At 45.8% G+C, this 19,150-nt stretch carries 14 protein-coding genes and 2 tRNA genes; 8 read left to right on the top strand and 8 right to left on the bottom strand.

Features of this window, described 5'->3' with window-relative positions:
* The first annotated feature begins 2 nt into the window (after positions 1-2).
* From K1Y79_RS09635 to K1Y79_RS09645, 3 genes are all read left to right on the top strand, one after another.
* Positions 3-926, top strand: coding sequence for a PorP/SprF family type IX secretion system membrane protein (locus K1Y79_RS09635; protein ID WP_220249811.1), 924 nt, complete (start codon positions 3-5; stop codon positions 924-926).
* A 187-nt stretch (positions 927-1,113) separates the two neighbouring features.
* Positions 1,114-2,706, top strand: coding sequence for a hypothetical protein (locus K1Y79_RS09640; RefSeq protein ID WP_220249812.1), 1,593 nt, complete (start codon positions 1,114-1,116; stop codon positions 2,704-2,706).
* 257 nt (positions 2,707-2,963) lie between these two features.
* Positions 2,964-3,947 (top strand): fatty acid desaturase, encoded by a 984-nt coding sequence (locus K1Y79_RS09645; protein WP_220249813.1) that lies wholly within the window; start codon positions 2,964-2,966, stop codon positions 3,945-3,947.
* 129 nt (positions 3,948-4,076) lie between these two features.
* On the opposite strand, the gene K1Y79_RS09650 is transcribed toward K1Y79_RS09645, so the two are convergent.
* The 3 genes from K1Y79_RS09650 to K1Y79_RS09660 all read right to left on the bottom strand — a co-directional run bounded on the left by K1Y79_RS09650 (position 4,077) and on the right by K1Y79_RS09660 (position 8,057).
* Positions 4,077-6,020 (bottom strand): heparinase II/III domain-containing protein, encoded by a 1,944-nt coding sequence (locus K1Y79_RS09650; RefSeq protein WP_220249814.1) that lies wholly within the window; start codon positions 6,018-6,020, stop codon positions 4,077-4,079.
* 334 nt (positions 6,021-6,354) lie between these two features.
* The gene (locus tag K1Y79_RS09655) at positions 6,355-7,488 is read right to left on the bottom strand and encodes a glycosyltransferase family protein (RefSeq protein WP_220249815.1); all 1,134 of its coding nucleotides are present in this window, start codon (positions 7,486-7,488) and stop codon (positions 6,355-6,357) included.
* A gap of 392 nt (positions 7,489-7,880) precedes the next feature.
* Positions 7,881-8,057 (bottom strand): hypothetical protein, encoded by a 177-nt coding sequence (locus tag K1Y79_RS09660; RefSeq protein WP_220249816.1) that lies wholly within the window; start codon positions 8,055-8,057, stop codon positions 7,881-7,883.
* A gap of 165 nt (positions 8,058-8,222) precedes the next feature.
* Between K1Y79_RS09660 and K1Y79_RS09665 the strand changes: the two genes are divergently transcribed.
* Both K1Y79_RS09665 and K1Y79_RS09670 read left to right on the top strand, forming a co-directional pair.
* Positions 8,223-9,881, top strand: coding sequence for an RICIN domain-containing protein (locus K1Y79_RS09665; protein ID WP_220249817.1), 1,659 nt, complete (start codon positions 8,223-8,225; stop codon positions 9,879-9,881).
* A gap of 158 nt (positions 9,882-10,039) precedes the next feature.
* Complete coding sequence (locus tag K1Y79_RS09670) at positions 10,040-11,101, top strand: succinylglutamate desuccinylase/aspartoacylase family protein (protein ID WP_220249818.1); 1,062 nt, start codon at positions 10,040-10,042, stop codon at positions 11,099-11,101.
* Positions 11,102-11,205: 104 nt separating this feature from the next.
* On the opposite strand, the gene K1Y79_RS09675 is transcribed toward K1Y79_RS09670, so the two are convergent.
* The 4 genes from K1Y79_RS09675 to K1Y79_RS09690 all read right to left on the bottom strand — a co-directional run bounded on the left by K1Y79_RS09675 (position 11,206) and on the right by K1Y79_RS09690 (position 13,295).
* Complete coding sequence (locus K1Y79_RS09675) at positions 11,206-11,538, bottom strand: DUF3140 domain-containing protein (RefSeq protein WP_220249819.1); 333 nt, start codon at positions 11,536-11,538, stop codon at positions 11,206-11,208.
* Positions 11,539-11,664: 126 nt separating this feature from the next.
* Positions 11,665-12,294 (bottom strand): hypothetical protein, encoded by a 630-nt coding sequence (locus K1Y79_RS09680; protein WP_220249820.1) that lies wholly within the window; start codon positions 12,292-12,294, stop codon positions 11,665-11,667.
* Positions 12,295-12,502: 208 nt separating this feature from the next.
* Positions 12,503-12,576: transfer RNA gene (locus tag K1Y79_RS09685), tRNA-His, on the bottom strand.
* A gap of 645 nt (positions 12,577-13,221) precedes the next feature.
* Positions 13,222-13,295, bottom strand: a tRNA-His gene (locus tag K1Y79_RS09690).
* Positions 13,296-13,400: 105 nt separating this feature from the next.
* Between K1Y79_RS09690 and K1Y79_RS09695 the strand changes: the two genes are divergently transcribed.
* Together K1Y79_RS09695 and K1Y79_RS09700 are read left to right on the top strand one after the other, a co-directional pair.
* The gene (locus tag K1Y79_RS09695) at positions 13,401-13,961 is read left to right on the top strand and encodes a DUF445 domain-containing protein (RefSeq protein WP_220249821.1); all 561 of its coding nucleotides are present in this window, start codon (positions 13,401-13,403) and stop codon (positions 13,959-13,961) included.
* 92 nt (positions 13,962-14,053) lie between these two features.
* Positions 14,054-16,537, top strand: a complete 2,484-nt coding sequence (locus K1Y79_RS09700) for an outer membrane beta-barrel family protein (RefSeq protein WP_220249822.1) — start codon at positions 14,054-14,056, stop codon at positions 16,535-16,537.
* Here K1Y79_RS09700 and K1Y79_RS09705 read toward each other — a convergent pair.
* Entirely contained in the window at positions 16,532-17,188 is a 657-nt protein-coding gene (locus K1Y79_RS09705) for a protein-L-isoaspartate(D-aspartate) O-methyltransferase (protein ID WP_220249823.1), read from the bottom strand. The two genes, K1Y79_RS09700 and K1Y79_RS09705, sit on opposite strands and share 6 nt — an antisense overlap.
* A gap of 200 nt (positions 17,189-17,388) precedes the next feature.
* Between K1Y79_RS09705 and K1Y79_RS09710 the strand changes: the two genes are divergently transcribed.
* Positions 17,389-19,113, top strand: a complete 1,725-nt coding sequence (locus K1Y79_RS09710; RefSeq protein ID WP_220249824.1) for a phospho-sugar mutase — start codon at positions 17,389-17,391, stop codon at positions 19,111-19,113.
* Positions 19,114-19,150 lie beyond the last annotated feature (37 nt).

A 19,150-nucleotide genomic window follows, 5' to 3' on the forward strand; every position in this document is an offset into this window, starting at 1 on the left:
TTATGAGCTATAAACTAAATATACGTTCGTTAATTGTCAGCAGCCTTTTATTGGCTGCTGGCATTACCCAGCAGGCGGGCGCACAAAGTCTCAGCAACGCGCAGGCATTGCTGGAACCTTCGGGCACACAGTTCTTTCAGAACCAGTACCTGGGTAACCCGGCTTTCGCAGGCATGGAAGAAGGGGTACGGATCAACGGGGCTTATCGCCGCCAGTGGACTGGTATTGATGGCGCCCCTGTTACCAAATTCTTTACAGCAGATGCTGCATTTGGCAATAGAGTGGGTGGTGGTCTTAACGTTTTCAATGACGTAGCGGGCCTTATCAACAGGACCCGTGTTGCACTGACCTACGCCTACCATCTGCCACTGACTAATCCTGATCAGCAACTCCACTTCGGTTTGTCGCTGGCCTGGAACGTTCAGCGTATCGACTATAAAAACGTCAATGGTGAAGCTATCGACCCTTCCCTGGGTGCTTTCAACCGTCGTGACGACTACTTTGAAGCAGAATATGGAATGGCCTACACAGATACCCGGCTCACACTGCAGGCGTCTATCCCGAATATCAGAACCCTGGTAACCGGTGACGATAAAGCTGTAAATGGTGGTGGTATCTTCTTTACCGCAGCTTCTTACAAGTTTGCGGTAAATGATGCAATTTCCTCTATCGAACCAAAGATCTGCTACCGGGGTGTACGGGGATATGACAATATCCTGGATGCGGGGGTAAATGTCTCTTTCCTGAATGATGTAGCCAACGTAATGGCTATGTACCATACATCGAAGAGTCTGACTGCCGGTATTGGTGTTAACATCCTGAAAACGGTAGGTATACAGGCTATGTATACTACACAGACAGGAGGCATCAAAACCTATGTGGATGGTACCTACGAAATAGGCGCTACCATCAACCTGTTCAGATAGGTAAGATAAATGTAAAGGTCTGCGCTGTCTCCGGATAGCGCAGACCTTTTTTTATGCCCCTGATTACTATCAGTATATCCCGCATATACTCAAGTAGAACTACGGAAAAATTGAGTACAGGGTATAATTAACCCTTCCTCCCTCTGACAGGACTATATCTTCGCCCCACATAACCGAATATCAAAATATGAAGAAGACATCCCTTTACCTGCTTGCAGGCACACTGTTGTGCGCTGCTACCAGTCCCCTTGTTGCCCAGACTGTCAGTTACCAGGAGTTTACCGCTCCCGTATACCGCTTTGCTGAAGATCAGCGGTTCAGTGATCACAAGAAAGTATTTTATCTGGCCGACCTGGATAAGCCATTGCTGGAAAGTCTGCTTAGTTCTTCTGCCAATAAAGAAGCAGCTGTAGACCAGTTCCGTGTAAGCATCATGCAGGAACTGTCCAGGACCGGCATCAGGTCTACTGCCGACGGTGGCGACCTGACTGTAGCCTACCTGGTGGATAAAATGAACCTGTCTCCGGTGAACAATGCCGGCTTTGGCGTAACCTATTCCGTTGAAGGTATAATCCGGGAGGTGGTAATGAACCGGAAAGGAGAGCCTTATGCTAACAAAACGCATAAGATCTCTAAACAGGAAACACTGTCAACTGCCGACCAGATCTCTAATGAATTTACCAAAATGCTGACGAATGGTAAAGCGGTAGACGTATACCGTGTTGCATTTAAAAATATACGCAGGCTGGCAGCGGAGACAGAAAAGACCTATGTGAATGGCTACCAGACACAGACATTCAGCCTCCCGTTCATATACAGAGCAAAAAAGAAGTACCCGGAGTTCATGGTGCTTGACTCTCTGAACGAGTCGCTGGTTAACACCCTCAAAAAGAAGGAAACTACCGACTACAGCAATATCATCAAGCCATATGAGCAGCAGTATCTGCAAATAGCTGGTCAGCAGTATCCTGCAGATTACAACCTGAAACAGATCAAGGTGGCGGCCTATTCCCAACTGTCTTTCCTGTATTACCTGGCATATGATACCGTAAACCTGAAAAACGCACTGGATACATTGTACGCCAATTCCAGCAAATTTCTCGGAACAAGGGCAGACTACGAACTGCGCGGTTCGCTGGCAAAGGAGCTGAGAGGCTATTATGCTACTGTTAATGAGCGAAAATATCCCCTGGATTCATCTTCCGGCGAAATCAGAAGCGATATGTTCTCTACTGAGAAATTGTCTGATGGCTGGATACTGCTGAACCAGGGAGATACTATCAAGGGCCGTTATATTGATGAACATTTCAAAGGCACTATGATTGACCTGGACGCAGGCAAATATGTAAAGTTTGAGATCATTGAAAAAGAGAAAGCCAGACGTAAGAACTATAAACTGGCAGATGTTAACTCTTTCGGCTTCCTGGGTAAGACATACGAGATCCATAAGTTCAAACCGGTATTTGAACAGAACAATGCGGTAGGTCTGGATATGCTGCGCAGTAAGAACTATCCTCTGCAGGTCATCTACAGCTCTCCTAAGATAAGGATACTGAAAGAGAATTTTGGAGAAGGAGCAACCAATGCAATTGTGTTCATCCGTCCAGCAGAAGAGGAAGTAGCCAATCAGGGCCGTGACTGGTTCAAAAAGAAGGAAGAGATGATGAAGGAATACTTCAAAGACTGTCCGGAGATGATTGCTAAGATCGGCAACTATGATTTCAAGACAGAAGCCGGATATATTAAGATGGCAGAAGATTATACTAATAGTTGTAAATAAGTACAAGAACAGCCGGTTTAAAGCCGGCTGTTCTTGTTTTCAGGCGCTCCTTTACACTGGTTGTATCACAGGTTTAGGAGACCAGACGGATAGATTTGTAAAAAAGTCTTAATTTTATTCGATGAATGTCAAAAGCTATGCCTTTTTGAATACTTTCGTCACTTGTAGGGAGACTATCAATCTATTAGCGGGCTGACACCACAAGGGGGCCTCACATGCTATGAAACCGTCAAACAATAAAGAATTTACAGCTAAATATGAGTAATAAACCGACAGACTTCACGTGGAGTAATGAGCCGAATCCGCATCACGTACGCGTAAGGCAGATTCTGAAGCAACATCCTGAGATGAAAGAGCTTATAGGGAAAAATCCCTATACTATATATGTGATCATTGGCCTGGTAGCTGCACAGGTAGGTCTTTCCTATTGGTTGCGGGATGCTTCCTGGTGGTTGATCTTCCTGGTAGCTTACGGTGTAGGTGCATTTATCAGCCATGCACTGTGGGTGATGATCCATGAAACCAGTCACGGTCTGATCTTTAAAGGTAAAATACCTAACCTTCTGGCAGGTATCCTGGCTAATCTGCCACATATCTTTGCCAGCTCTGTCTCGTTCCAGCGGTACCACCTGAAGCACCATGCCCATCAGGGAGAACATGATCTGGATGCAGACCTTCCTGATTTCTGGGAAGCCAGACTGGTAAGTAACAACCCGCTTAATAAAATGATGTGGTTCCTGTTCTTCCCGGTATTTCAGATTACCCGTACTGCAAGACTGAATATATCTCTGTTTGACCGCTGGGTAGCTATCAACTGGGTAATACAGCTGGCGTTTGACGTGGCTATCGTAGCTTTCTTCGGACCAAAGGCACTGGTGTATATGCTCATCAGCTTCTGCTTCTCTGTCGGTTTACACCCCCTGGGGGCACGCTGGATTCAGGAACACTACCTGACGCTGGACCCTGTTCAGGAAACTTATAGCTATTATGGTCCGCTGAACACTGTAGCTTTCAACGTAGGTTTCCATAATGAGCACCATGACTTTCCGTCTATCCCATGGAACAAACTGCCACAGGTGAAAAGTAAAGCGCCTGCTTATTACGATTCCTTGCTGTCGCACCAGTCCTGGACCAGACTCTTCTTCAGCTTTATCTTTAATCCTAAGCTTTCCCTCTACTCCCGTGTACTGCGTAAAGAGAAAGTGAAGATTGCCAAAGACACAGAAGCAACTGTTGCTTAGTCAACAACTATATAACTTGAAAAGGGGAGCTTACCAGGCTCCCCTTTTTTAATGTTGTCACCTGATCGCCCAGACCAGCCAGCGCAATCTGCTCATGGCATTGGCCCTTACCCTATCCAAGGCTGATTATTAATAACTTATAACAAACTTCCTGTTAGTACTGCTTTGCCTGCTTATCAGCAGGATGCGGGTGATTGGCTTACGGGACCAGTTATCTGTCAACCTTCTCTCATCTGCACCTTTACACTCCATAACGGTTGTTTTCACCTCCCATAACTGCGGCTCATAACTTAACCGAACAGGTTTAGCACCGGGTACGTTAAATTGAATGACGCCTTTCTGGGATATATCCACCGGACAAACAGTCATAAATGTTTGTGTAAGTGAGGATGCGGGGCTGGCTAAGGTGAAATCATCGGTAATAATGATTTGCCCCTGACGCCGGTCCATTTGCACCGCTCGTACCCACCTGCTTACTCCGGCCTCCTGTGGGTAGGCCCCGGCAATGTCCATGCGCAGTGTTGCCCCATTCTCATCCTTATGGTATTGCACATTACCAGCTCCGAATTTACGCCCTTCTTTCTGCTGCACATTATTGATGGTCGGCAGGTTATGATAGGCAGAACTGTTGTACCATAACTGGTACCGGTCCTTAGAGAACGTCTTCGCAGTGTAAGTACCCAGTCCGACGTCAATAATAACCGGCTGCCCGGAGGCATATACGATGAAGTCTCCCACATCATTATGATTATGGCTTTCACCGTTATGCCCACCGTGACTGGCGACAAACAATCCGTTATCTGCCCTGGCAGCCATCAGTTGTATATTCTCCAGCCATACATCCGGAAGAACAGGTTCGCGGCCTTCGCTGCGGGCGCATTCCTTCCAGGCTAACATATTAAACAGCATACGTGGCTTGGCAAAATCACCATTAATAGGTGTATAAACCGGGTATCGGTGGAATGCCCATGCACCGAAGTCCTTCATCACAGGATCTCCCATCAGCTGCCCCATTCTGAAAAGCAGCAGTCCGTCTGTAGGAATCACAGGCGAAGCATCTGCCACATTAATATAGTAGTTGCCGGCAATGTGCATTTTGTAGATATAAGAGGCCATCCTGCTAATGATAGGTGCATTATAGATCTTCAGCTTACCACCAGTAGCGCTTTCCAGTATTGTCAGCGCGTCAAAGACTCTGCCTGTAGCGCCGGACCAGTATACAGGTCCTTCATCTACAGCGCCGTCTTCTCCAATAAAGTTGATATAATGATCAAGCAGGTGAAGGGCATGTTCCAGTTCTGATATACGGCGGTCATTACTCTTTTCAAGCAGCAACAGACTAGTCATCCAGTTGCTGATGACCCAGGGGTTCCAGTTATTGATCGGATATTCCCTGGTACCTTTTTTCAGGTAAAAATAGCGGTCGCTATCCTTTTCCAGGGGGGTCAGCAAACGCCTGTTCACCTCATGATAAATGCGTTTACGTAGTAGCTTTGAATAGGCATCCAGCTGTGGTCCCAGCAGGTAATCCGTCAAGGCCAGCACGGTAGCTGTTTCACTGGCAAACAGGTCTACCGAGGGGTCTTCCACGTCTGCCAGGTCAATCCCCGCTTTCTGCAGATACAGATGTCCCGGAGTACCCCAGAAACTTTCTTCGCAGATAGACCATATACCGTTGATAATAGCAGTAAGGAAACGGCCCTTCCGTTCTATTGCTTCGGCAACTGCCATGGTAAACAACTGATCTCTTTTGCGAAACAACATCTCTTCATAGCGCGATCTGTCGCCGTTCTTCTGATACTCCATCATCATAGAGGCCGGAATAGCGACGAAGGGAATCTTCAGGTAACTTTCCGCCTGACGGAAGATGCTTTGCTGTACTGAGTCAGGGATGATCTTTTTCCAGCCTGCGGCATCTGTGGGGAAAGGACGCCATTCCCCGGCGGGTAATAGTGCAGCAGCTATCTGTTGTCGGGAAAAACGACTTAAAAGGTTACGGGGTTCCTGCGCGTTAGCATATCGGGGCATTGTACTGAATGACACTAACAGCAGCAAGACTAATACATATTTCATCACCAAATATAAGATTTGCGCGCACGATTCTTTGTTGAACAATCATACAACCGTTCCGGAAAGACAATAATTACCTGCTGATCAGATCAATATAATATATGCTGCATCTCACAGGTATTGCGGCGATGCATTCTTAAACAGACTCAATCAATATCAATGAGGGTATTATACCTCCCGCCGGGGAGCAGGAAATCACCCGTTCTGATGCCACCATTGCAACCAGCTACCTGGTTGCAGCGATCTGCATCCCCGGTTATCAAAGAAAGCTCGTAGTATGAATATGCAGGCTGTAAAAAGAAAAGGCGGCCCGATGACCGCCTTTTCACTTGCCTGATTAAGGTCTTGTAATGAGTATAAGATTGCCCGTAGCCTTTTCCTGCAGGCTATCCAGGAATATGTCGGAAACCTGGTTCACAAAGTAGACAGGTTCTTTCTTGGTAAGTGTTCCGGCAGGATCATTGGCATACACCAGCTGCTCCTTGAATGGGTAGTTTTCGCCCATCATATCATCTTCAGGGCGTTCTCCTCTCAACAGAACGGGTAGGCCATGTTCGAGCATTGCCATAGAAGATCCGCTTTTTCCAAATAAGGCATAGTCTGCCCGTGAAATGCCTACATCTGCTTTCAGCATATGACCGGATACAGAGGCTTCAGATAAGAAACCGTGATCAATGACATTGTCTTCTCCGAAAGCACGTCTGGCAATATCTACTGCTTTGTCTTTATGTACGCCGCCATCGCCCAGAATCTCCAGGCAGATCGTTCTGCCGGTTTTTTCTCCTACCGCCTTCAGATAGTCTACCTGCCGCTGATAGTCATTAAGCGCACCTGTAAAGGAGCCGAAATGGATAGCAGTCAGGCTGTCTGTCGGAGGTGGTTCTGGAGGTGTCATTTCCGCAATCGGGATATTGCTGAAGAGGGGAATCAGGTTCACCTCTTTCCAGCCCAGGCTCTTCTTATAAATCCCGATTGAAGTAGTTACAGACGCCGGATTGAGCACTGCAAGCATGTGCCGGATAATCACCTTTTGCAGCAATCCAAGCACTTTCAGTTTGAAGTTGCTATAGCCATGCAATCCTACCCATAGTTCATGAAACATAACATGCCACCTGAAGTCTTTTCCGAGTGAGGTCAGATGCCGGGTGAAAGAAAAAGGTAGTCCGCGTTTTTCAAATGAGAAAGGCACATATTGCAGACTGACCCATTCGGGATTAAATTGCCCGATATAGTTACGTGCTGCCGCAAAACGTTCCCGTTCGCGCATATCTCCCGGTAAACGTAGTACGGGTACCTCTATGTCATTGCTTACCTGCATACCCTCATACAGGGTAGTCGTTTTGCGGTCATTCAGTGCTACGATCGCCACGTCATGTTGTTTACGAATCAGTTCACAGGCCAACCTCCGGGTATAGTCTCCCACGCCATCTCTTCCGGGTTCCAGTGAACCACATAGAAAAACTATTTTCACATTACAATCTTTAAGGGTTATCAATAAGGGCTAAGCCATTTTGTAAGTTGGTTTACAAAGTTTCATTCTGAAGAATAATGCCGACACAAGGTACTGTAGATTAATAGATTATAAAAGACCCTCTACGGTATGAGCCACCTTAACAGCCGCCTTAAACAAGTAGGATTTCTTCTGAGAATACAAAATATGCAAGAAGAATATTTTGTTACAGATAGCCGAGAATTACTATTTATAAAAATAAATATGTTGACTATTTCTCCAGAGTACCGGTTCTCCCCATCATATTATCCTGAAAACATATCTCTTCAGTCGGGTTAAAGTATACACACATGACCTTACATGCCATGATTAACTGGCATATCAATTTTTAACAAGTGAGTGTTTCATGGACGTTATTCCCAATTCTCCTCCATCTTCTTGTAGCTTTTCTTGCTTACAGTAGAATTTTTCTTTGACCGGGAACGGCCTTTCTTCTTTCTTGCATTGATGTTATTTACCAGCGAGTTTTTCACACCTAACTTGTTCTTGCGGGTGCGTTTCGTCTTACGTGTTTTTGTACGTGTTGCCATACTATTCGTTTATATATCAGCACACAAAAAGCATTCCCCTGCCAATAGCAGCCCCGGCGCTAAGTAATGACCTTAGCGCTTCCCTGTCAGACAGATTGTAGTGCTGTTATAGATAGCGTTCAGGTTTTTGCATTATATTTAATTACAGTTAACCAATCTCCACGTATGAAAACTCAACTCGTCCTCTGTCTGTTCCTGCAGCTATTTGCAGGATCCTCCGCCTGTATCAAAGAAAAAGCTGTTGCTGAAAGCCAGGTAGCGCATATTACCGCCTCCTCTCCTGTTGCTGACTATGGGATATACACCTTCCGTTGCGTTGCCGGTGGCAAATACATGGAGGTGTCAGGCAATCCGCTTTATAATGAGAAGTATGATGATGCGCGAAAGATCACGCAATATGCCGCTTCTGTATCAAACGGCAGCATAGATGGGTGGCAACAATGGCATGTCATATACCACTCAACGGCAGGTAACATAAAGTACTACCACATCAGGAACGTATTCAGCGGCAAATTACTGGACGTTCCCTCCGGTATGGCCACTCCGGGCCTTCAGCTACAACAGTATGCGGCGTTACCCTTTTCAGGCGATCAGCAGTTATGGAAAATAGAAGCAACAACGACATCCGGAACGTACCGTATCATCAACAAAGGCAATGGACTGGCACTGACCAATGGCGGTGCTGCTGCCGGCAATGGAACTCCCATTACACAGGAAGTAGCTGCAACGACTGCAAGTCAGCAATGGATGTTGACTGCACAGCCGGCAACGACTTACCGTGATGATGATGTTGTGCGCTTTTTTAACCGTAACAATCCCGCACAAGGGTCCGTTGCCTTTGACCAGGGCAACAGCATTCCACTTGGCAATGGTCAGGTACTCTGGATAACACAGGATGCCTGGGATGGCATCTCTATACAGCCTAACGGACAATTCCGCTGCGAAGCTTTCTTCAGTTACGGTAACTCTATCCTGATACAACCCACCATCAGCAACTGGGACCCTGCTGCTACCCCTAATATGCTCCGCGACTCCAGCGCGCAACAAAAACCCAAGCAGATCTGCGACATACAACCAGGTAACACCTTTGCCTGGCCAGGTCCGGGTGTTCAGATTGGCAATCATGTATACGTACAGTGTGGCGAGGGATCAGGACTTATCGCTACCAACCAGTCCTTATATGACCTCACGCCACTAAACGGTAATAAGTGGCAGGCTACACGCCTGCTCCCCCCTAATATGAGCGGACAGGCTGCCATTAACTATGCAACAGGTATGGTGAAAGCAGCAGATGGTTATGTATATACTTTCGGATCACAGGCTACCGGTTTCGGTTATGCATGTAATGTACACGTAGCCAGATTTCCGGAGAACAATCCAATGTCATGGAGCTTCTGGAACGGGAGCAGCTGGACCACTACTCCTGTTAGCGGAGAAGCAGCCCGTATCACCGAAGGACTAGGCACTGTTGCAATGGCCTACTTTAATGGCAAATATGTACTCATTACCATGGATCAGGGCTTCAATTGTGACAGCAGCAGGAATATCTATATGGCAACGGCTGATAGTCCGACGGGCCCCTTCACTGCACGCACACGGGTGTATACTATCAAAGAATACCTGTATGGTAGTTATGCACGCTACTACACACCGGCCATACATCCGCATGCGGTAAACGGACGAAATGAACTGCTGGTAACTTACTCCCTCAATTATTCAGCTTGTGGTGGTGAAGAATGCAAAGATGGATACAGAGACCCCTATTACTACAGGGTCAAAGGTATCCGCATACCCTGGGAGCTATCAGGAAATAGTAATCAGTAATAGGGTATCATCATACAGCAATGATCAGTGAGCATTCAGCCCGCCGGAAAGGCCTGACGCTGCCCCATTAAGGAGAAAAGCCCTACATTTGCAACTTCGTTGCGACTATCTGGTCGTGAGTATTCGTTTGCAATAGATGCATTTATTAAAAGATTGACATGATGAGAAGATTTCTTTGGGTGCCACTGATGTTACTATTATTATCTGGGTCTGTAACCGCACAGTCCTCCTTTCACTTTCAGGAAAAAGAGGTCAGGCCGGGCACCAGGCAGCACTTTATGATTCCTATCATAACAGCGCAGGATACTACCTGTATACCTATTACGGTATTTAATGGCATAAAGGATGGAAAAACATTAGGTATCACAGCTGGCGTGCATGGATATGAATACTCACCGATATTGGCCGGACAACAATTAATCAAGTCTATAGACCCGCAAAAGCTGACAGGTGTAATCATACTAGTACAGGTAGCAGGTATGGAGAGTTTTCTGGGAAGGTCGCCGTTTATAAGTCCGATTGACAAAAAGAACCTGAACCGCTCTTTCCCTGGTTCAGCAAATGGTACTAATACAGAAAAGATTGCACACTTCATTACGGAGCATATTATTACCAGGTCTGACTATTTTCTGGACATGCACTCCGGCGATGCACCGGAGGATCTGATTCATTACTCCGCTTATTACAGTAATAAAGACATGCCTGAAACTTCTTCTATAGGAAAGGAAATGGCTATTGCCATGGGGTATGACTATATGGTCAACTTCAACACGAATGGCAAGGAGTATATGAGGAAAGATAAGAACAGTCTGTATTGCAGCGCTGAAGCATTTAAGAGAGGCATTCCTGCTGCAGACATTGAGTGCGGCGGATCAGGGATAGTAGAACCAGCCGCTGTCAATAAGATCGAAAAGAGCGTACTGAATATGCTTGCTTATCTGAAAATGCAAGAGTTGCCAGGCAAAAAGAAGGCTGCCGCTGTACCTGCAACTATTGAAGAAAGAATATACATCCCATCAGGACATACAGGTATATTTTATGCGCTGAAAAAAGCCGGAGATCGTGTAACTAGAGGAATGAAACTGGGTTACATCACTGACTTTTTCGGCAATACCATTAAAGATATTTATGCGGAAAATGATGGCTTATTAATGTTGATCATCAGTACCCCTGCTGTCAACCCTCAGGAAGATGTTGCAGTAATTGGCAAAATCAACTAAACATCATGCTGGTATAGTTAAGGTATCAGTTTACCAGCCCCTTTCAGAAGCGCCTTATCCTGGGTGCTTCTGAAAGTTATAGACACGGCAGCCCTGACGGTATGTTATTGCTGATAATCATGCCCCCAGTTCTTCAGTGAATAGTTCCAGTTACTATCTGCCACATCACCTTTAGGCTGCTGGGCTTTATGTCGCTGGATATAGCCGTTGACTTTCTGCATATGCTTATAGTCGGCCGCTGTCAGCTCAGCTTTTTTCTTACGCTTGATATCGATAATCTTCTTCCCGGATTTATGCCCTACTGATTCACCATCGCCACTATCCCAGCCCACTTTCTTCGACTCATCAGTCTTCAGCCATTTCTCAATTGCTGCCGGCGTCATATTTACCAATCTCTTAAACTCCTGGTATACGTCTTCCATTTCCTGCTTTTCCATATAAGGTTTTGGCAGTTAAACACCGCTGGTTCTAACTTTGTTGAGCAGATAGCAGAAATAGTGATCCGTAAACCAGGGCGAGACCGGGAAAATAAGGCTCATAATGTACACCAGCAGCCGGATATCTCAGCATGCAAAGGCGGTCTGGTATTGTAACCTTTTATAGTGTTCGATATAGTAGCTGATATCAAAGGCGGCATTCTGCCCCAGAGAGGAGTAATCGTGCAGGGGTGTTTTAATAATAGCACCATTATCTGTTAATAGGATGAGCGTTGATTCGGTATTACCCCGAACTTTTCTGATAACAATATAGGTATCCAGGACGGTCGTCCAGGAATGGAAATGCTTATTCAGCAGGATGCCTGCTGCCTTTATCTCGATACTGGGCGCTGCCAGTAGCTTCCTGACATGCAGTACTGCCATGACAAAGAATGCCGCGCCAAGTGTTGATCCGAATGCAATGCTGTATGGGGTCACATCTCCGTGTACAATGACGGCCAGGATTATGAGTATACACATCAGCACGGGGATAGCTGCCTGAAAGAACAATGTTCTTCTGGCAGTACTGGTCCTGGTAAAGACCTTACTGGTATTGGCATTCGCCCTGACTGCTTCATAATCTTCTCCGGCAATATCGGCGGTTGTGCTGATCCGGGGCTTTATACCGGTCAGCCGGACAAGGACATTCAGTTGGGCGGTCTCTTCTTTTATCAGCCTGGCATAGTGTTGTGCTTTTAACACATCTCTGGGTTCCATAGGGATATTGTTGGGTGCTTCTAACTTTTCGACGTATAAATTACTATTTCTGTAGGCATATTTTTTATTTTTCTCTAATATTTTTTACCGGGGAGGAAACGATAGTACGCGCTATCTTGAAGCATTAGCAGTAAGTTCTGACAAACCACACCATGTATTTCAGGGCATAAAAAAAGGTAACCGTTACCAGTTACCTTCTTCATTTTCGGGTGATTGAAGGGTTTCGAACCCTCGACCCTCAGAACCACAATCTGATGCTCTAACCAACTGAGCTACAACCACCGTTTTAGAACCGTTCTATTTTGATCGGGGTGCAAATATAGTAAAATTGATATAACAAACAATATTTAAATAAAAAATCTCCTGCAGTCATTTTGTACTGATCAACACGGATTTACCAGTCTACAGTTTTCCTACGGATAACCACCTACGATATGCAGCCCGTGATATACCCACACCTACTGTTGTGCAAGCCGGTGAGCTAAGTAAAACCGGGCCTGCCAGAAATCAGGCAATAAGCATTTTCACCCTTGCAGAATGGTCACTTTAGTACGGCGAGGTACTCATGAACGGGTTACCATTGCCGGGAGTCTGACGTATATCAACCCGACAATCTATTGTGTTGCTGTGACTTTCTCCCGCTTAATGTTTCATATTATGCCTGCACTAAGAGGTCACCAGAAGGGCACTTCAATATCCCGGGGATATCCAAGTGCCCTTCTGGTGACCTCTTGGTGCATATAATGAATGAATATCAGAACGAATCCAGACCCTGGTATGCGGATGGTTATTACGCGGGAGGGCACAGATCACGTCCTGTGAATTGAAGTATTATTATCCGTAAAATATTAGTTGCTGATAGTAAAGAAGTAGTGAAAGGTGGGTATAAACAAAAAAGGCAACATTTTCATGTTGCCTTTTATACCGGGTGATTGAAGGGTTTCGAACCCTCGACCCTCAGAACCACAATCTGATGCTCTAACCAACTGAGCTACAACCACCGTTTGTGACCGTTTTGTTTCGATCGGGATGCAAAGATAGTAAAATACATTTCAAACTTCCAAATATTTTAATCTTTCTTTGCTTAGTTTTTAAATAAACCCACCATGCTATTATACCTGATTCCTTTACTGACAGCCATAACCGGCTGGTTTACAAACAAATTAGCCATATACCTATTCTTCAGAAGCTTTTCCAGGAAGCAGCAGGTGATTGCACAACAGGCGGGAGCATTTGTAGCGACACAGTTAGTATCTTTCAACGACCTCCGGGGACAGTTAGCTGCGCCTGAAAAGATTAAAAGTATGATACCCATTGTAGAGGCACATATGGATAATTTCCTGCGGGTAAAATTGCCGGAGGCGATGCCTGTATTTAAGATGCTGGTAGGAGATAGCACTATACAACAGGTGAAGCAGGTGCTGATGACCGAAGTAGATAAGATGTTACCTGAAATTATTGACCAATACCTCCACCAGATTGAGAAAGAACTGGATGTACAGCAGTTAGTCAGCAGCAGGATAATGGCCGTTACAGCAGGTGAATTTACCGCCCGTGTCAGGGAGTCGTTATCCAGGGAAATTCGGCTGGCCGAAGCCGGCGGCGCTGCTTTCGGACTGCTTATCGGCCTTGTTCAACTTATGATTGCCCTACACCACCAGAACTAACCATTCATCACAAATAGCAATACTTTAAATATGAGATAAATATTTTTGTCCTGGTCTCAACAATTTAGGTCTCAATTAACACCCATCCCTGCATGCTGAAACGTTTACTGCTGTCAGCGTTACTATGCTATGCCGGTATAGCTATGGCTCAAACCGGTCATAATTCCGCGAAACTCTCAGGTAAGGCACTTGATGCCATTACCGGCAAACCTGTCGAATATGCCTCCGTAGTGCTGCTGCATCCCACTGATTCCAGTGTTGTAACAGGCATGTATACCCAACCGGATGGAGAATTTACATTTCCCAACATCGCCGCAGGCAACTACGTACTACGTGTCACTTTTATGGGTTATGATAAACTGTTGAAGCCTGTAAAGATTGTACCTGGCAAGCCGTCGCAGTTTGCAGGAACATTACGTTTGCAGCCAGCGGGAAAAGTTCTGAATACCGTAGAGATCAAGGCAGAGAAGCCCGCCTTCTCCATGCAGATAGACAGGCAGGTGTTTGACGCCGGCAGTATGATCACGGCAGAAGGAGGTACCGGAACGGATGTGCTGAAGAATGTCCCCAGTGTTGATGTGGATATTGATGATAATATTACACTGCGCGGTAAAAGTGTGACCATATATGTAGATGGTAAGCCCTCCCCTTTTGGCGATGCGAAGACAGCATTGCAGATGATTCCTGCAGCAACCATTGACAGAGTTGAGGTAATTAATAACCCATCGGCAAAGTTTGAAGCCCAGGGCGGTGGCGGTATTATCAATATCGTACTGAAAAAGGATAAGGCAATCGGGTACAATGTGATGGTTAGTATGGGCGTAGCTACCCGCGGACAAATCACCGGAAACGCTAATGCCAGTCTGCGGATCCGTAAGTTTAACTTCTTTGCTAATTATAATGGCCGGCAGGAAAGACAGACGGGCTATGGCTACAGCTATCGGCAGAACCTGATCACAGATACTGTTGGCACCGCATTTTTTACACAGGATAGCCGTAACAGGAACCGCAATGGCGGTAATGGCGGACGTATAGGACTGGATTATTTCCTGGATGACTACAATACGATTACCATTTCACAGGGCCTCAATGTCAGCACCGGCAATAGCGCAGATGATATCATGCTCAATTACATGGATGTGAAACGCACACCCATCCGCACCGGCGAACGCCATAATAACAGTAATTACCGTAACCCAAACAACAATACCAGCCTGAACTTCCGTCATACTACTGACAAACAGAATGAAGAGCTGACCGCATATATCAGTTACAGTAACAACCGGGGCAGGAATAATAGTAATTATAATACCCTGTACCAGTTTACCAATGGAACGACCCCTGATGACATTGATATACAACGTAATCTGGGCATCTCCCGCAATGAGTTCTGGAATATCCAGACAGACTACACCACACCTGTGGGCAAAAAAGGAAAGTTTGAAACCGGGGCCAAAGTAACGCTCCGGGGTAATGATAACGACTATGATGCGCAACTACGGAACCAGGCAACCGGCGAATTTGAGAAGAGCCTGACGCTGTCCAATACTTATTATTATAAAGAAGACATTTATGGCGGGTATGTCAACTTTGCCAATGCCATCGGCAATCTGGGGTACCAGGTGGGCGCGCGGGTAGAGCAGGCATATCTGCGTGGGTTTTCCTATACCAGGGATACTTCGGTGAACAACCGGTTCCTGAATGTATTCCCCAGCGTATTCCTGAAGTATAACCTGCCGCGTAATGAGAATCAAAGCCTTATCTTCAACTATTCGACCAGGATAGACAGGCCGGGGTTTGATCAGTTGCTGCCTTATATTAATAACTCTGACCCGCAAAACATCCGTGCGGGCAATCCGGAGCTGACACCTTCCCTTACGCATAAGTTTGAAGCCAACTATTCAAGATACTTTCCCAATACGAAAGATTACCTGAATACCGGCGTATACTATTCGCAGGCAAATGATGATATTGACCGCATCAGTATGCTGGACACTGCCACCGGCGTAACAACCACCCGTCCGATGAACCTGGCTACAGATAAAGACTGGGGGGCCAACTTTACTTATAACCTGCATATTTTTCCGAGGTGGAATGTAGTTACCAATTTAAATATGGAGTACAGCAGGCTGACCGGCGCAACAATCAGCAATGAATATGTAACATATGGGGTGACGGTCAATTCACATATCCGGCTGCCGGCGAAAGTAAGTATACAGGTTAACGGGCATTACCGGTCGCCCAGGGTACAACCGCAAGGTACATTTAAGGCGATGAACGGGGTTGATCTGGGCATCCGTAAAGAGATGCTGAAGAATAATGCACTGGCTATCGCACTGAATATATCGGATGTGCTGAATACCCAGAATTTCAGCTCACACTATGAAACTGATGCCTTTATACAGGATTATACCCGTAAAAGGACCACCCGTTTCATCAGGCTGAACATACGTTACCGGTTTGGCAAAATGGATCCTGACATGTTCAAGAAGAAGAAGAAACAGGAGGTACCGGAAGAAGATACTGACGATAAAGAAAAGGACAAGGATAAGAAACCTGCTGACAACCGGTTATGAGGTCTTACCTGCCAGCATAGGCACAAAAGAAAAGTTATCAAACATTTCCTGGTCAAACTCCGTATCGCTGATCTTGGTGATACGGAGCATACGCTGCACGTCATGACCACCCACCGGAATCACCATTTTACCACCAACTTTCAACTGCTGTAACAGCTTTTCAGGTATCTGGGGAGCGGCTGCCGTTACCAGTACTTTATCAAAGGGAGCATAGGTTGGAAGTCCTTCATAACCATCGCCATAGAAGAACCTGATGGTAGGATATTTTGCTTTGAACGGGAATTGCTTTACCTGGTCAAATAGTTTCTTTTGTCTTTCTATGGTGAAGACATTCACCTTTAGCTCTGCCAGTACACATGCCTGATAGCCGCTACCAGTACCGATTTCCAGTACTTTATCATAGGGTTTCAGCTCTAGCAGCTGTGATTGATAAGCTACAGTATACGGTTGGGAGATAGTCTGCCCTTCCCCGATAGGAAACGCCCTGTCTTCATAGGCGATGCCTTCAAATGCTGTGTCCAGGAAAAAATGCCGTGGGATATTGTTGATAGCTGTTAATACCTGTTCGTCAGTAATGCCCTTTTGTCGGATACTATCGACCAGCTGCCTGCGCAATCCTTTTTGCTTGTAAGAATCTTCGTACCGCCTCATAGCCGCAAAATTAACCAATAGAGCGAATTTTTAGCTAAGTGTGGAATATTTCTATTTTATCAACATCCTGGTTTTTGCAGGAAATAATATCTGGTTTGAAAATTGCTGAGTTCTTTACCCGGCTTTTTATTTTGTCCGGATTTTAGCTTTAATTTACAAACTTGTTTTTGATAAATAAGAAAACAAACCTCAATCGTTCTATGGATAATATTATTGAAAGTAAGGTATCGCAGTGGCTGGATGGCCAATTTGATGCGGATACCGTGGCGGCCATCAAGAAGCTGCAGCAGGAAAACCCCGATGAACTGGCCGATGCGTTTTACCGCAGCCTCGAGTTTGGTACAGGTGGTTTACGCGGCATCATGGGTGTTGGCACTAACCGTATGAATAAATATACAGTTGGTATGGCTACCCAGGGATTTGCCAACTACCTTAAACAGGCGTTCTCCGGAGAAATTAAGCTGGCTATTGCGCATGACAGCCGTAACAACAGCCGTTATTTCGCTGAAGTAGCAGCTAACGTACTGGCAGCCAATGGCATTAAGGTATTCCTGTTCGAGAGCCTCCGCCCTACCCCTGAACTGTCGTTCACTATCCGTCACCTGGGTTGCCAGGGTGGTATTGTACTGACAGCCTCTCACAATCCTAAAGAATATAACGGTTATAAAGCATACTGGAACGATGGCGCTCAGCTGGTGCCTCCGCACGATAAAAACGTTATCCGTGAAGTAGAAAAGATCGCTTCTATTGATGAAGTGAAATGGTCAGGCGGTGAAGCTAACATCACCCTCATTGGTAAAGATGTGGATGAAGCCTACCTCCAGACATTGAAAGGACTGAGCATTCAGCCCGACGTGATCAAACAACAACACGATCTTAAGATAGTATATACCCCGATCCATGGTACAGGTATTACCCTGGTGCCTGAGATCCTCAAGCGTTATGGCTTTACCAATGTACACGTAGTAGAAGAGCAATCCACCCCGGATGGTAACTTCCCTACAGTAGTATACCCGAACCCGGAAGAGTCAGAAGCTATGAGCATCGGCCTGAAAAAGGCGAAAGAACTGGACGCAGCAATACTGCTGGGTACAGACCCTGATTCTGACCGTGTAGGTATTGCTGTTAAAGACCTGAAAGGCGAATGGGTACTGCTGAATGGTAACCAGACTGCCGTACTGCTGTTCAACTATATTATAGAAGGCCGCAGACAGAAAGGCCTGGCCGGCGATACTGACTACGTGTGTAAGACAGTAGTTACCTCCGACCTGATCGACGTATTTGCAGCGCGTAACAACGTTAACTGCTACAACGTACTGACTGGTTTCAAATGGATTGCAGACCTGATCAGAAAGAAAGAAGGTAAAGAGCAGTTCATCTGTGGTGGAGAGGAATCTTATGGTTATATGATCGGTGACAGCGTACGTGATAAAGACGCTATCGCTTCAGTAGCACTGATCTGTGAAATGGCCGCTTACGCAGCAAGCCAGGGCAGATCACTGTATGAACAACTGATCGACATCTACGTGAAATACGGTTATTATAAAGAAAACCTGATCTCCATCACCAAAAAAGGTATGAAAGGAGCAGAAGAAATTGCCGATATGATGCGTGGCTACCGTGATAATCCACCAAGCACCATCAATGGTTCTAAGGTAGCAACACTGTATGATTATGAACTGCAACAGGTTACAGACCTGAAAACAGGTAACGTACAGCCTATCGACCTGCCAAAATCCAACGTACTGCAGTTCGTACTCGAAGATGGCAGCAAGATCTCTGCACGTCCTTCAGGTACTGAACCTAAGATCAAGTTTTACTTCAGCGTAAATCAGCCATTGGAAAATGCAGCTAATTTTGATGCGGCAACGAAGGCGCTTGATCAGCGTGTACAGGATATCATTACAGATATGAAGCTGAAATAAGCACAGTTATAAAAAGATAGTCCCGGTACAACCATAC

Origin of the sequence: Chitinophaga rhizophila, from assembly GCF_019492185.1 — a bacterium.
In the GTDB taxonomy this organism is placed as follows: Bacteria; Bacteroidota; Bacteroidia; order Chitinophagales; family Chitinophagaceae; genus Chitinophaga; species Chitinophaga rhizophila.

What these genes read in the sequence shown, in the direction of transcription:
- K1Y79_RS09705 (WP_220249823.1), bottom strand. Translation starts at nt 17,188, where the DNA reads ATGAGGCGGTACGAAGATTCTTACAAGCAAAAAGGATTGCGCAGGCAG.
- K1Y79_RS09640 (WP_220249812.1), top strand. Translation starts at nt 1,114, where the DNA reads ATGAAGAAGACATCCCTTTACCTGCTTGCAGGCACACTGTTGTGCGCT.
- K1Y79_RS09650 (WP_220249814.1), bottom strand. Translation starts at nt 6,020, where the DNA reads ATGAAATATGTATTAGTCTTGCTGCTGTTAGTGTCATTCAGTACAATG.
- K1Y79_RS09700 (WP_220249822.1), top strand. Translation starts at nt 14,054, where the DNA reads ATGCTGAAACGTTTACTGCTGTCAGCGTTACTATGCTATGCCGGTATA.
- K1Y79_RS09695 (WP_220249821.1), top strand. Translation starts at nt 13,401, where the DNA reads ATGCTATTATACCTGATTCCTTTACTGACAGCCATAACCGGCTGGTTT.
- K1Y79_RS09665 (WP_220249817.1), top strand. Translation starts at nt 8,223, where the DNA reads ATGAAAACTCAACTCGTCCTCTGTCTGTTCCTGCAGCTATTTGCAGGA.
- K1Y79_RS09645 (WP_220249813.1), top strand. Translation starts at nt 2,964, where the DNA reads ATGAGTAATAAACCGACAGACTTCACGTGGAGTAATGAGCCGAATCCG.
- K1Y79_RS09710 (WP_220249824.1), top strand. Translation starts at nt 17,389, where the DNA reads ATGGATAATATTATTGAAAGTAAGGTATCGCAGTGGCTGGATGGCCAA.
- K1Y79_RS09675 (WP_220249819.1), bottom strand. Translation starts at nt 11,538, where the DNA reads ATGGAAAAGCAGGAAATGGAAGACGTATACCAGGAGTTTAAGAGATTG.
- K1Y79_RS09670 (WP_220249818.1), top strand. Translation starts at nt 10,040, where the DNA reads ATGATGAGAAGATTTCTTTGGGTGCCACTGATGTTACTATTATTATCT.
- K1Y79_RS09635 (WP_220249811.1), top strand. Translation starts at nt 3, where the DNA reads ATGAGCTATAAACTAAATATACGTTCGTTAATTGTCAGCAGCCTTTTA.
- K1Y79_RS09660 (WP_220249816.1), bottom strand. Translation starts at nt 8,057, where the DNA reads ATGGCAACACGTACAAAAACACGTAAGACGAAACGCACCCGCAAGAAC.
- K1Y79_RS09680 (WP_220249820.1), bottom strand. Translation starts at nt 12,294, where the DNA reads ATGGAACCCAGAGATGTGTTAAAAGCACAACACTATGCCAGGCTGATA.